Source organism: Streptomyces sp. NBC_01320 (genome assembly GCF_035974375.1).
GTDB lineage: Bacteria > Actinomycetota > Actinomycetes > Streptomycetales > Streptomycetaceae > Streptomyces > Streptomyces yanii.
The window spans coordinates 988892-1001448 of sequence record NZ_CP108390.1 but is presented as its reverse complement, the minus strand read 5'-3'; the positions used below and the strand labels follow the sequence as shown (position 1 = coordinate 1001448).

Here is a 12557-nt window from a genome sequence, read left to right as displayed (position 1 = left end):
GCACACCGGTCCCACCCACCGCACTGCAGAGACAAAGTCGACAGATTGGAAGAGGTTCATGGGAGAGAAGGTCGACCGACCCGTCTGGCCCTTCGAGCGGATGGATCCGCTCCTGCCGCCCCCCGAGTTCAACGAGCTCAGGTCGAAGTGCCCGATCAGCCAGGTGGAGCTCTGGGACGGTTCCACGTCGTGGCTGGCCACCCGGCACGATGACATGCGGGCGCTGCTGCGTAATCCGGTCATGTCCGCCGACTCCAGTCTCGACGGCTACCCGAACTCCAGCGCGAACCACCAGGCATCGCGTGGTGGCCAGAAGGGGTTCATCCGGATGGATGCCCCTGAGCACGACATCCAGCGGCGCATGCTGACGCGCAAGTTCTCCGTTCCCCAGGTCACGCGGATGCGCGGCTACCTTGAGAAGCTCATCGATGAACTCCTCGAGGAGATGGAGGCGAAGGGCGGGCCAGTTGACCTGCTCGAGACGTTGGCCGAGCCGCTGCCGTCCAAGGCGATCTGCGAGATCATGGGGCTTCCGCCCGAGGATGCGGCGTTCCTCCTGGACCGCGTCAACGCCTGGATGAACCTCGACAGCACGCCGGATAAGTCGGCGGCCGCTTCGGCCGAGCTGACCGCCTACCTCGACGACCTGATCACCCAGCGGTTGCAGAGCAGGGGAGATGACCTGGTCAGCCAGTTGGTGACCGAGCAGCTCGAGACGGGCTGCATCTCCAGGCCCGATCTCGTCGGCATGCTGAACCTGCTGATCGTCGGCGGATTCGACACCACCGCCAACATGATCGCCCTCGGCACAATCCTTCTGCTCCGTCACCCGGACCAGGCGGAGGACCTGCGTCAGAACCCCGACCTCGCCCCCGGGGCGATCGAGGAGATGCTCCGCTACCTGAGCGTCGCCCATCACGTGGCCTCCAGGGTGGCCAAGGAGGACGTCGAGATCCGCGGGGTCTGCATACATGCCGGCGAGGGGGTGCTGGCGCCGATCCCCGCTGCCAACCACGACCCTGACGCGTTCGAGGAGCCGCAGCGCTTCGACATCCGCCGCGATGCCCGGAACCACGTCGCGTTCGGCTTCGGTATCCACCAGTGCCTGGGCCAGAACCTGGCGCGGCTCGAACTTCAGATCGTGTTCACCAAGCTGCTGACACGTTTCCCGAGCCTGCGCCTGGCCGTACCGGAGGACCAGCTCGACTTCCGGAATTCGATGATCTACGGGGTGAGCGCACTCCCTGTGGTCTGGTGAAGGCCCTCACTTCAGGCGTTTCGTGGTGTTCGGCACTCGGGGCATGGCCACGAGGCCCCCAGCCGTCAACGGCAAACAGTCATCCGCTGCACCCGGTCCTCCCGGACCCCCAGCACTACCAGGGAACCATGATGATCGATATCGAGATCCTGCAGGACCGCTGCATCGGCGCGGGGAACTGCGCCGAGGTCGCGCCGAAGTACTTCGACCTTGATGACGAGGGCCTGGTCGTTGCCCTCCACAACCAGATCGAACCCGGCGACGAGGCAGAGACGGAGCGCGCGGTAGACATGTGTCCCGCCGTGGCGATCCTGCTCCACCAGTCCAAGTAGCGGGCATCCCGCCCGGTCGGCCTCCAGGGCAAGTTCCTGCTCAAGCCCCCGAGTGCCCCACCGGCAGGGCAATCCATGTCGGTCTGGGCTCCCGCTGCCCCAAATCTTTCCTGCCGTTGAATCTGTTCATGAATATAAATTCCAAAGGATGTCAGACATGGTTGCGCAGGGAGCCCTGGCCGGGCTGAAGGTCGTCGAGTTCGCTCATGTGATCGCCGGACCGCTCGCAGGAACCCTGCTCGCAGATCTCGGAGCGGAAGTCATCCACGTCGAGGATCCGAGGGCAGGGGATCCGCAACGCAACGCGGGTCCGGCCAAGAATGGTGCCCACCTGTGGTGGAAGGTCGCGGGCCGCAACAAGCGGTCCGTCACCCTCGACCTGCGCACCGAGGCTGGACGCGGGGTGGCCCGCGAGCTCGCCGCCTGGGCCGACGTGGTGATCACGAACTTCCGCGTCTCGACCCTGAACGAGTGGGGCCTGGACTACGCCAGCCTGCAGGCGGTGAACGACAAGGTCATCGTGCTGCAGGTGACGGGGTACGGAGCGAGGTCGAGTAAGCGGAACCAGCCGGGATTCGGCAAGGTCGGCGAGGCGATGAGCGGCGTCGTCAACCTCACCGGGTTCCCGGACGGCTCCCCGGTCCACACCGGTTTCTCCCATGGAGACTCGGTGACGGGCCTGATGGGTGCCTTCGCGATCCAGGCCGCGCTCTATCGGAAGACGACCGACCCGGACTTCGCCGGGGAGTGGATCGATCTGGCGCTCTACGAGAGCCTCTACCGCCTGGTCGAGTGGCAGGTCGTCTTCTACGACCAACTGGGCGAGGTTCCCCAGCGCGCCGGAAACCGCCTCGCCGCAGCGCCGGCCGCCGTCATCAACACCTACCGCACCGGTGATAACCAGTGGATCACGGTCACCTCGGGAACACCCCGCTCGGTGCGTAACGTCGCGGCTCTGGTCGGTGAACCGGCCGAGGACTATGCGACGCCGGCGGACCAGGTGGCGCGCCGGGAGCGCCTGAACACCCTGGTTGCCGAGTGGATCGAGAAGCGCTCCCTGATCGACTGCATGAAGGTGATGCAGGAGCTCGAGGTGGTGGCTTCACCGATCTTCACAGTCGAGGACATCCTCAAGGACGACACGTACCGCGAGAACGGCAACGTGGTCACCCTGGACGACCCTGACCTCGGCCCCCTGCGGATGCAGGGCGTGGTGCCCCGCCTTACCAACCACCCCGGGGCGGTGCGCCACTCCGCGCCGCCACTGGGGGCCGACAACGCCCTCGTGTATGGCGACTACCTGGGCAGGTCCTCCGCGGAGATCGAGATCCTGCGGCACGACGGCACCATCTGACTGCTGCCCACCGGCCGCGGGTGGCAGAACCGGACGGGAGCCCCGGCAGCCTTCGGGTATGCCGGGGCTCCCGGGTGTGTCAGAGGCCGCGGGCCTCCCGCCATCCGGCTGCCAGGGCACTGCGGTCCTCCGGGTGTGCCACAGCCACCAGAGCTGCCGCGCGTTCGTCGGCTGTGCGGCCACGCAGTCGCGCCACGCCGAACTCGGTGACGACGAAGTCGAGGTCGCCACCGGTGGTCGTGACCGTGTGAGCGGGCGGCAGCAGGGAGACCACACGCGGCCGGCCCTGGCGGGAGCGGGCGGGCAGCACCAGGACGGCGGCACCGTCACCGTTCGCGTGGGCGGCGCGGATGAAGTCGGACTGGCCGCCGCCGTTGGCGATCCGGTGGCCGCCCGCGAACTCGGTATTGACCTGCCCGGCGAGATCGATCTCAAAAGCGGAGTTGATCGCCCAAAGGCCCCGCAACTGCCGCAAGGAGACAGGGTCGTGGGTCTCCTGAACCGGAAGCAGGCAGACGTCCCGCTCCCAGGCCGTGGGGTCTCCGCCGAGGACGCCGGTGGCCACGTGGCAACCGGCATGCAGCCCTTTGCGGGCTCCGGTCACCCGTCCGCTCGCGAGGAGCCGCTGCATTGCCCCTGGCAGGATTCCTGAGTGGATCCCGAGATCGGACTTGGAGTCAAGTGCCTCGATCACTGCATTCGGGACCGATCCGAGCCCCAGCTGCAGGGTGGCTCCGTTGGGGACCAGGTCGGCGACAAAGTGGGCGATGCGTCGCTGATCGGCGTCGAGCTGGACCGGGGTTACTCCCCCGCCACTGCCGACGGGGGGTGCACCAGCGACGATCACCTGGGCCCGCTCGACCGGGACGCCAGGGGTGCCACGTGGCGCCCCCGGACTGTCCACGAGTTCGAACCCGGCTCGCGCGTCTGTGGCGAGCGCGGCATCGGAGTAGCCGACCATCTCGCCGTAGCCGACTTCGTCAGGCACCGCGCTCCGCGCCATCCGGGCCAGGAACACATCGATCCGCAGCTGCCCGGTACGGATGAGGCGCTCGGTGTCCCACAGCGAGTTTGGCAGGAAGTCCACCAGCGCGCTGAGGTCCCGAGGAACCGCCCCGGCGATGGTCACCAGCCGCAGTCGTCCGCGAGCCACATCGGCGCGCGCCGTCGAATCGAGAAACGGCCAGCGGCCGGTGAGATCGGCGGCCAACAGGGTCAGACGCTGATCACTGCGCCGCGATTCCCGAATGACGGCGGCGACGAGCTCGACGGGTAGCTGGGGAGACATCGCGGCCAGAACCACTGGGTCGGGTAGTCCGTGGAGCAGCTCATGGGCGGCATCGTCGTAACTGGGAGAGAGCATTTTGGAGTCCTTGTGCATCGGCTTGCAACTGTCCTAACGAATCAATATAATCATGCGCATGGTAAGAGACGCGCGAAGAGAGCTGGAAGCCGCCAGGTCCCTGCTGTTCGTGCCGGGGGCTGACCCTCGAAAGCTGGATCGGGCATGGAGCAGTGGCGCGGACGTTGTCGTCCTCGACCTCGAGGACGCCGTGGCGGCTGTCGCGAAGGATGAGGCGCGCGCCCTGGTCACCGCCGCGGTCCGCCGGCGCGCTGGGTCCGGCGGACCGCTGTGCGCAGTCCGGGTCAATGCGTTCGATACCCCATGGGGTCCAGACGACCTGGCGGCTCTGGTCAACTGCCGTCCGGACGCCGTCATGTTGCCGAAGGCGTCCGTGGAGGCCGTCGACGCCTGGACAGCCCATGGGCCGGACTCGGTTTCCGTGATCGCCCTGATCGAGACCAGCCAAGGCCTGCGGCAGGCCTATGAAATCGCGGCTCACCCGCCTGTCGTGGCGCTCGCGCTCGGTGGAGCCGACCTCGGCGCCGAGCTCGGCTGGATACCCACCGACACCGGGTATGAACTCATGCATCCCCGGTCCGTGCTGACCCTCGACTCGGCGGCGGCCGGGATCAGGGCACCCTTCGACGTGGTCCACCTGGCTCCGGGCAGGCCGGAGCTCGGACGTCGAGAGGCGATGCAGGCCCGGAGCCTAGGGCTGGCAGGCAAACTCTGCATTCATCCGGACCAGGTGCGCTGGGTCAACGAGGTCTTCTCGCCAACTCCCGACGAGCTTGCACAGGCCGCCCGGGTGGTAAAGGCCCTCGACACGGCGCTGGAGGCGGGCCTTGCCGTCGCCGTCGTCGACGGCAAGTTGGTTGATGCCCCGGTCGCTCGACGTGCGCGCGCAATGCTGCGCGCAGCCCAGCTGCATGCAGACCCGAGTAGTTGATGAATGGATTTCCCTTGAACGACCGTCCGGGTGTACCGGCGGACTATCCGAGAGAGGCAGAATAATAGTGCAGCTGACCGCAGAGCAGCGCGACATCCTGGCTGTTATCCGGGATTTCGTGGACGCAGAGGTGGCACCCCACGCTTCGGAATTCGATCACCGGGACGAATTTCCCGAAGAAATGGTGGCCAAACTCAAGGAAATGGGCCTGTTCGGCATCACCATTCCCGAAGAATACGGCGGGCTGGGGCTGGACCTACTCACCTATGCTCTGGTCGTGAAGGAGCTTTCGCGGGGCTGGATCAGCCTCTCCGGTGTGGTGAACACGCACTTCATGGCCGCGTGGATGATCCAGAACTTCGGCACCGAGGAACAACGGCGGTCATACCTCCCCCGAATGGCCACCGGCGAACTGCGCTCGGCGTACTCCATGACCGAGCCGCACGCGGGATCCGACGTGCAGGCCATCCGGACACGCGCCGTGCGCGACGGAGACGCGTATGTCATCGACGGCCAGAAGATGTGGGCCACGAACGGGCTCCGTGCCGGCATGGTGATGCTCCTTGCCGTCACCGACCCCGAAGCCAAGCCCCAGCACCGGGGTATGACCGCCTTCATCATCGAGAAGGAACCGGATGTGCACGAGCAGCCCGGCCTCGTGGTACCGCCGCAACTGCAGAAGCTGGGTTACAAGGGAGTCGAATCCACCGAGCTCGTGTTCGAGGGGTTCCGAACTCCCGCAGCCTCGGTTCTGGGTGGGCAGGACGGCCTGGGCCGCGGGTTCAAGTACTTCATGGCTGCCGTCGAGCTGGGCCGCGTCAACGTTGCCGCCCGTGCTCTCGGACTGGCCACGGCCGCCTTCGAGGCGGCGATCAAGTATGCGCAGGAGCGCGAGGCCTTCGGCCGCCCGATCTGTGACCACCAGGCAATCCAGCTGAAGATCGCCCAGATGGGCACGAAGATTCGTGCGGCCGAGCTGATGGTCCTGGACGCGGCTCGTCTGAAGTCAACCGGAGCGCGGGCCGACCTCGAGGCGGGCATGGCCAAGTTCTTCGCGACCGAGGTCGCGCAGGAAGCCACCCTCGAGGCGATGCGCATCCATGGCGGGTACGGTTACTCCCGCGAGTTCGTGGTGGAGCGTCTCTATCGTGACTCACCTCTGCTGATCCTCGGCGAGGGGACGAACGAGATCCAGCAGACGCTTATCGCACGTCGTCTACTGGAGCGGCACAAGATCTGATGCGCCCAGAGTCAACAAGCGATGGCAATCGATAGGGTTTGAAAATGACGAAGAATCCCAGGAAGACCGCAGATGACACAGTGGGCAACCGTCCGCCAATGCGGTTCCTGACCACCCCGTCGGAGCAACTCCGGCGCTCGGTCAAGACCTCCGAGCGCATTGCCGCAGCGCTCGTCGAGGACGTGATCCGCGAGGGACTCCAGCCAGGCGATCGGCTGCCCAACGAGGCTGCCATGACGGAGCGCTTCGGGGTGGGGCGCGGTTCGCTCCGAGAGGCCCTCCGGATCCTAGAGGTGTACGGCCTCATAAGCCTCAAGGCCGGGCCAGGCGGAGGACCTGTCCTGCAGGCCGTCGATCCGCGCGAGGTCGGGCGCACCTTTTCGCTCTACCTGAGCCTGCGCGGGGCCCGCATCGCCGAACTCATCGAGGCCCGTTTGTTCATCGAACCCATGGTGGCGCGTCTGGCAGCAGAGAACCGTGACCCGGAGGCGCTCCGCCGCTTGGAGAACGTCCTGAAGGCGGAGGCAGCCGCGGACGGCGAGGAGTACCGCTACCTCGATGCCGCCAACGACTTCCACTACGTGGTGGCCAGCATGACCGGCAACAACGTGTTTGACCTCGTCGCCACGGCGCTCAAGGAGTTGTACACGACCAAGGTGGTGGCAGCGGGAATCGCAGCGCTCACTGTCCAGCCGAGCATCTGTCTCGAACATCGCGAGATCGGTCAGGCCGTCCTTGATGGAAGAGCTGATGACGCCGAGCGTCTGATGCGCGAACACATGACCTTCTACCTCGGCAGTTTGAGAAACACTGAGCCGAACTTCACCCGCTCGCAGATTACTTGGGGGTGAGCACGTAGGGAGAGGCAACCGGAACCGGTTGCCTCTCCCTACGTGTTCGGAGCCCTCGACCTCTCAGTCGTCCAGGGCGAGAGGGCCGCTCTTGGCGACGGGAAAGTAGTCCTGACCTTCGCCGCTCTCTCGGCTGGGAAGCATCACGGACCTCCCCCAGGAGAGGATCTCATCCCCGTCCTGATTCAACCCACGGGTGTTCATCGAGACAATGCCGAAGCCCGGTCGACTGGTGCTCGCCCGAGTGCCGGTGCAGATGCTCTCGGCGTAGATCGTGTCTCCAACGTAGACCGGGTGCGTCAGTGACAGGTTCGTCATCCCGAGGTTGGCCACCGCGTTCTGGCTCATGTCGATTACTGACAGCCCGAGCACGAGCGCGATGGTGAACCCGGAGTTCACCAGGATTCGACCATTGGAGATCGGATTCTGCTGCGCCAGATGCGCGTTGAAGTGGAACTGGTTCGTATTGCAGGTCAGCAACGTGAACCAGGAGCAGTCCGTGTCGCTGATGGTGCGTCCGAACGGATGTTGGAAGACGTCGCCGGTTCTGAAGTCTTCGAAGAACCTGCCAAGTTGGGCCTTGTGAACGGTCATGTCTCGCTTCCCTCTAGCCATCGAAAACAAGATCTATCATACGATCTATGCGCAGAGATTCCAACTGTGTGGTGTCGTCTGTCACTGCGTCCGGGGGCCGGATCACCGCGTACAGCTCGACCTTCGACCAGGCCTGCTCGCCGATCTGGTGGTTCTGTCTGCCGACCCCACCGCGGTGCCCGTCGAGGAACTGCTCGAGATCGTGGTCCTGCGGACCTGGGTCGGCGGCCGACAGGTGTACTCACAGCACACGAGCGAGGTGGCCCCATGCTGAAGGGTGTGCCGAACCTGCCGGGTTTCCCCTGGCCGGACGGCAAACGAGCGGCCGTGACATGGTCCTTCGATGTCGATGCCGAGTCACCCGTCCTGCATGACGAACCCGGCTCGGCAACCCGGCTGGCGACGATGTCGCATCACACCCACGGGGCCACGACCGGAACAGGGGACCGGTCGCGGCCCCGCGCCGTGCTGCCCGCGCTGTGCACCACCCAGACCACCAGCTGGGGAATCGTCTACTACGCCTTCCCCGTCCTGAACCCCCAGATCACCGCCGACACCGGCTGGTCCACGGGCATCACGATGGCAGCGTTCTCGCTCGCCCTGGTTTCTCCGGCATCGCCGGAATCCGTGTCGGCAGGATCATCGACCACCGCGGACCCCGCACGGTCATGACCGCAGGCTCGGCCATCGGCACCCTGAGTCTCGTGATCGTGGCCCTGGCCCCGAACCTGCCGGTGTTCTTCGTCGGCTGGATCCTGGCAGGGCTCGCCATGGCCGCCACCTTCTACCACCCCGCCTTCGCCGCCGTCACCCGCTGGTGGGCCCCCGACCACGTCCGCGCCCTCACCATCGTCGCCCTCGCCGGCGGCCTCGCCTCCACCGTCTTCGCCCCACTCACCGCCACCCTCGCCGACCACCTGTCCTGGCGCACCACCTACCTCGTGCTCGCCGCGATCCTTGCCGCCATCACCATCCCCGCCCACGCCCACGCCCTCGCCCTCAAAGCCCACTGGCCCCCGGCCCCACCCGCACCGGCCCACACAGACGGATCGCCCCGGACAGTCGTACGCAGCCGACCGTTCCTGCTGCTCGCGGCCGCATTCACACTCTCCGCGTTCGCGATGTACGCCGTCGTCGTCACCCTCGTCGCGCTCCTGATCGAACGCAGCTACACCACCAGCCAGGCCGCCTGGGCCCTCGGCCTCGGCGGCGTCGGCCAGACCCTCGGCCGCACCCTCTACGCCCCGCTCGCCCGCCACACCGGTACGACCGCCCGCACGGCGGCCCTCATCGCGCTCGGCGGCTTGACCACCGCGGTCTTCGCCTTCACCTCCGGCCCGTACGGCCTCGTGATTGCCCTAGCGGTGGTGGCAGGCATGGTCCGCGGCAACCTCACGCTCCTGCAGGCCACCGCCATCACCGACCGCTGGGGCACACGGCACTACGGCAGACTCTCCGGACTCCTCAGCGCCCCCGCCATGACCGCATCCGCCCTTGCCCCCTTCGCGGCAGCCCTCCTCGCAACCACGATGGGCGGCTACCCACGGCTGTTCGGACTGCTCGCCGCCCTCGCCTTGCTCGCCGCACTCATCGCCACAGGAACATCCGTCCGCGCAGGACGGCGGAGAGCTTGAACCCGGGACCCGTCAACCTCCAAGTCGATGCGCCTGGGCTCGCCGCTGCGCACACCAACATCGGGACGGCGCGGTGCGCAGCCAGAAGGGAGGACCCGGGGCCGCGGTAGCCCGAAGCTTTCTGGGGAGCTGGCCGGCCAGCCCGGCCCTCAGGGCGGTTGGGGGCGGCGAACGCGGCAAATTAGCATCGTGTTTTCGCACACAGCGCCCATAACGCACACCATTCGCGTCACGGAGCCAGCCCCACAAGGCTCTGACCTGCGGTTTCCTTCCACCTGTTTCGAATGGACCTGTTTCTTGTGACCCACCACGTGGAGTGTGTCGCCATCCTCGAACCGGCCGCGAAGGGCTCCTGACCTGCGGTTTTGCCCGTGCGCATTATGTGCGGTGTGGGCGTTACGGGCGATATCTTGACGCTGAAATGACGCTCGTGACGCTCATTTGGCGCTCGTCCTGATGGGGTGTCAGGAGGTTCTGAAGGCAGGTCAGGGCTCGTGCTGCGGAGACTGAGGACAGTGCAGCGTTGGAGAACAGCAGCAGCGCGCGGGTGCCATCCTGGTCGGTTGTCCCGGAAGAGACCAGCCAACGCCGTGACCTGCGATGTCTGGCCGTCGCAGGTCGTTGACCTGCATGAATGCCCTTTCGGTTGTTTCACGCTCGTACTGGCTGATGCGGCCGGAAGTCCCAGGAAAGTCCCAGAGAACTCCCACGGGCAGGAGCCACTTTTTCGGCTCTGTATAGGGCATCTCGACTTTCGTCGTTCTGACCAACTGTCAGATAGGTAGCTCGCACGGGTGACCTGTGGCCATCGGCCCGGCCGGGAGGCAGACGCCAAGGAAGCATCGGCGGTGCTTATGTCGCCTGCTGTGAGGGACCCGCCGATGCTTCCGGATCCGACCGTACCCGCATCTCTGCTCGCTGTGCTGGGCGCTTTGCGCGGCAGTTTCACCTCGCCGACCTTCTCCACGTTCGCCGCGCTGGTCACTGGGCTGATCGCGAACACCGGTCGGGGCACGGTCACCGGGATGCTGCTGGGCGCGGGGTTGACCCGTTGCTGGTCCCATGACCGGGCCCACTCCTTCTTCGCCCGCGCCCGCTGGGAGCCGCAGACGCTGGGCGCGTCGCTGTCCCACCTTGTGGTGCGCTCTGTGGTGCCCGACGGCACCCCGCTGACGGTGGCGGTGGACGACACGCTGTTCAAACGGCGTGGGAAGAAGGTCTTCGGCGCCGCCTGGCAGCACGACGGCTCCGCCGCCGGCCGCGACGGGATCGGCTACGGCACCTGCTTCGTCGTCCTCGGCCTGATCGTGGACCTGCCGTTCCTGCCCCGTCCGGTGTGCCTGCCGGTGGCCGCCCGGCTGCACCGCCCGAAAGGCGAGCAGACCAAGGTCGAACTGGCCGCTTCCATGATCCGATTCCTGGCCGCCTGCCACTGGAGCCGACGTATCGATGTGGTCGCGGATGCCGCCTACCACGGCAAGGCGCTGCGTGACCTGCCCGTATCTGTCACCTTCACTACCCGGCTGCCGTCCCACGCGGTGCTCTACCGCCTTGCCCCACCGCCGACCGGACGGCGCGGTAGGCCCCGCCTGAAAGGCGACAGGCTCGGCACTCCGGCCGAGCTGGCCGCCACGCTGGCGTTCACCCCGCAGGCCGTGACCCGCTACGGCCGCACCGAGACCGTGTTCACCGCCGAGACCACCTGCCTGTGGTACGGCTCCTTCCACACCCAAACGGTGAAGGTGCTGCTGCTCCGCGAGGATGCCATCGACACCGGCTACGACCTGGCGTTGATCTCCACCGACCTGACCGCGTCGGCCGGGCAACTGGTGGCCCGGTATGCCGCGCGATGGTCGATCGAGGTGACCTTCGGCGAAGCCCGCGGCATCCTCGGCGTCGGCCAGGCCCACCACCGGACCCGGCGCGCGGTCCAGCGAGGGGTTCCGTTCGGCCTGTACTGCTACACGATCACCGTGGTCTGGTACGCGCTGCACGGCCACCACCCCCAGGACGCGGCCGAGCACCGGGCACGGGCCCCGTGGTACCTCACCAAGACGCACCCGGCGTTCTCCGACATGACCGCCAAGCTCCGCCGAACGATCATCGCGGCCCGATTTATGCCCATCGACGCCGGTCAGCCCACAGATACCGAAATCCGCGCCGTGCAAGAGGCATGGGCCGCAGCCAGCGCACACCTGGCATGACGATCAATCAGAACGTCGAAAGTCGAGGGGCATGTGAGTGCGTTGTGGGTTGGTGATCGTGGATCGACGGTCTGACCCGAATGAACGGCAACGCGCACTGCTCGAACGGCTCGCAGCCGGTGAGGAGCATCCCGCAGCCTGGGCGCCGGGGGATTGGCGGTCGGCTTATGCCTTGCGTGATCGAGGGTTGTTAGGGGGCAGTCGGAGTGGCAGGGAAGCGCTCGTGTGGAGGTCACCGAGTACGGCCTCTACTACCTTCGACATGGTCATCGTCCTGAGGGGTTGACGCCGACTGAAGGGGGCGACCAGGCGGCATCCGGCGGACATGCTGGGCGCAGGCGTAGCTCCGTGCCCTACGCCGAACGGCTCGTCGCTCGTGCGCGACGAGCCAAGGCGACCGAGTTGGTCGAACGGCTTCTCACCGAGGAGCGTGTCCGTGTCGCCGATGACAACCAGTTCGCCGAGTGGCGGAAGGTCATCGACTATGCGAAGCGGCACGGACTGGAACCTCCCGGCAAACGCATCGAGAAGGTCCGCCCCGGGGCAAGTGGGTGGAAGCTATACCTCGCAGAGGGATCACACCCCAACTCGCGGAGCCGGAAGCCGGCGGGTGACGCCTCGGTGGTTCCGGTTCCCGCGCGGCTTACTTCTCCTCATCCGATCGTCGCCGCGCTCAGAGACATGGAGGAGCGGCTCCTGATGCCTAGGCCCGTGATCCGCCGATTGCTGATGATCACCGCACGCGTCGAGTTCCCCACCACCCGACCATGATCAACCATCCAGGCCCGACGTCTCG

11 protein-coding genes and 1 pseudogene are annotated in these 12557 nt (G+C 66.5%); 10 read left to right on the top strand and 2 right to left on the bottom strand.

Annotated elements, in window-relative coordinates; genetic code table 11:
- The first annotated feature begins 58 nt into the window (after nt 1–58).
- From OG395_RS05010 to OG395_RS05000, 3 genes are all read left to right on the top strand, one after another.
- On the top strand, nt 59–1258 hold the full coding sequence (locus OG395_RS05010; protein WP_327241777.1) for a cytochrome P450: 1200 nt from the start codon (nt 59–61) through the stop codon (nt 1256–1258).
- Between the two features lie 128 nt (nt 1259–1386).
- Nucleotides 1387–1590: a ferredoxin gene (locus OG395_RS05005; RefSeq protein WP_327241776.1), complete on the top strand. Its 204-nt coding sequence runs from the start codon at nt 1387–1389 to the stop codon at nt 1588–1590.
- A gap of 148 nt (nt 1591–1738) precedes the next feature.
- On the top strand, nt 1739–2944 hold the full coding sequence (locus OG395_RS05000; protein WP_327241775.1) for a CaiB/BaiF CoA transferase family protein: 1206 nt from the start codon (nt 1739–1741) through the stop codon (nt 2942–2944).
- Nucleotides 2945–3023: 79 nt separating this feature from the next.
- Here the strand turns inward: OG395_RS05000 and OG395_RS04995 are convergent, their stop codons facing one another.
- Entirely contained in the window at nt 3024–4307 is a 1284-nt protein-coding gene (locus OG395_RS04995; protein ID WP_327241774.1) for an acetyl-CoA hydrolase/transferase C-terminal domain-containing protein, read from the bottom strand.
- A 58-nt stretch (nt 4308–4365) separates the two neighbouring features.
- Between OG395_RS04995 and OG395_RS04990 the strand changes: the two genes are divergently transcribed.
- The 3 genes from OG395_RS04990 to OG395_RS04980 all read left to right on the top strand — a co-directional run bounded on the left by OG395_RS04990 (nt 4366) and on the right by OG395_RS04980 (nt 7329).
- On the top strand, nt 4366–5238 hold the full coding sequence (locus OG395_RS04990; RefSeq protein WP_327241773.1) for an HpcH/HpaI aldolase/citrate lyase family protein: 873 nt from the start codon (nt 4366–4368) through the stop codon (nt 5236–5238).
- A 67-nt stretch (nt 5239–5305) separates the two neighbouring features.
- A complete protein-coding gene (locus tag OG395_RS04985) occupies nt 5306–6478 on the top strand; it encodes an acyl-CoA dehydrogenase family protein (RefSeq protein ID WP_327241772.1) in 1173 nt (390 codons plus the stop codon).
- A 44-nt stretch (nt 6479–6522) separates the two neighbouring features.
- Nucleotides 6523–7329: a FadR/GntR family transcriptional regulator gene (locus OG395_RS04980; RefSeq protein ID WP_327241771.1), complete on the top strand. Its 807-nt coding sequence runs from the start codon at nt 6523–6525 to the stop codon at nt 7327–7329.
- 63 nt (nt 7330–7392) lie between these two features.
- On the opposite strand, the gene OG395_RS04975 is transcribed toward OG395_RS04980, so the two are convergent.
- Complete coding sequence (locus tag OG395_RS04975) at nt 7393–7923, bottom strand: MaoC family dehydratase (RefSeq protein WP_327241770.1); 531 nt, start codon at nt 7921–7923, stop codon at nt 7393–7395.
- Here OG395_RS04975 and OG395_RS04970 point away from each other — a divergent pair.
- From OG395_RS04970 to OG395_RS04955, 4 genes and pseudogenes are all read left to right on the top strand, one after another.
- Complete coding sequence (locus OG395_RS04970) at nt 7922–8197, top strand: amidohydrolase family protein (RefSeq protein ID WP_327241769.1); 276 nt, start codon at nt 7922–7924, stop codon at nt 8195–8197. The two genes, OG395_RS04975 and OG395_RS04970, sit on opposite strands and share 2 nt — an antisense overlap.
- 131 nt (nt 8198–8328) lie before the next feature.
- A pseudogene (locus tag OG395_RS04965) lies at nt 8329–9557 on the top strand (MFS transporter).
- A gap of 881 nt (nt 9558–10438) precedes the next feature.
- On the top strand, nt 10439–11761 hold the full coding sequence (locus OG395_RS04960; protein WP_327241768.1) for an IS701 family transposase: 1323 nt from the start codon (nt 10439–10441) through the stop codon (nt 11759–11761).
- Nucleotides 11762–11986: 225 nt separating this feature from the next.
- The gene (locus OG395_RS04955; protein WP_327241767.1) at nt 11987–12532 is read left to right on the top strand and encodes a hypothetical protein; all 546 of its coding nucleotides are present in this window, start codon (nt 11987–11989) and stop codon (nt 12530–12532) included.
- Nucleotides 12533–12557 lie beyond the last annotated feature (25 nt).

Coding starts and splice junctions, on each gene's coding strand:
- OG395_RS04990 (WP_327241773.1), top strand. CDS start 4,366: ATGGTAAGAGACGCGCGAAGAGAGCTGGAAGCCGCCAGGTCCCTGCTG.
- OG395_RS04980 (WP_327241771.1), top strand. CDS start 6,523: ATGACGAAGAATCCCAGGAAGACCGCAGATGACACAGTGGGCAACCGT.
- OG395_RS04970 (WP_327241769.1), top strand. CDS start 7,922: ATGTCTCGCTTCCCTCTAGCCATCGAAAACAAGATCTATCATACGATC.
- OG395_RS04975 (WP_327241770.1), bottom strand. CDS start 7,923: ATGACCGTTCACAAGGCCCAACTTGGCAGGTTCTTCGAAGACTTCAGA.
- OG395_RS05000 (WP_327241775.1), top strand. CDS start 1,739: ATGTCAGACATGGTTGCGCAGGGAGCCCTGGCCGGGCTGAAGGTCGTC.
- OG395_RS05005 (WP_327241776.1), top strand. CDS start 1,387: ATGATGATCGATATCGAGATCCTGCAGGACCGCTGCATCGGCGCGGGG.
- OG395_RS04995 (WP_327241774.1), bottom strand. CDS start 4,307: ATGCTCTCTCCCAGTTACGACGATGCCGCCCATGAGCTGCTCCACGGA.
- OG395_RS05010 (WP_327241777.1), top strand. CDS start 59: ATGGGAGAGAAGGTCGACCGACCCGTCTGGCCCTTCGAGCGGATGGAT.
- OG395_RS04960 (WP_327241768.1), top strand. CDS start 10,439: ATGCTTCCGGATCCGACCGTACCCGCATCTCTGCTCGCTGTGCTGGGC.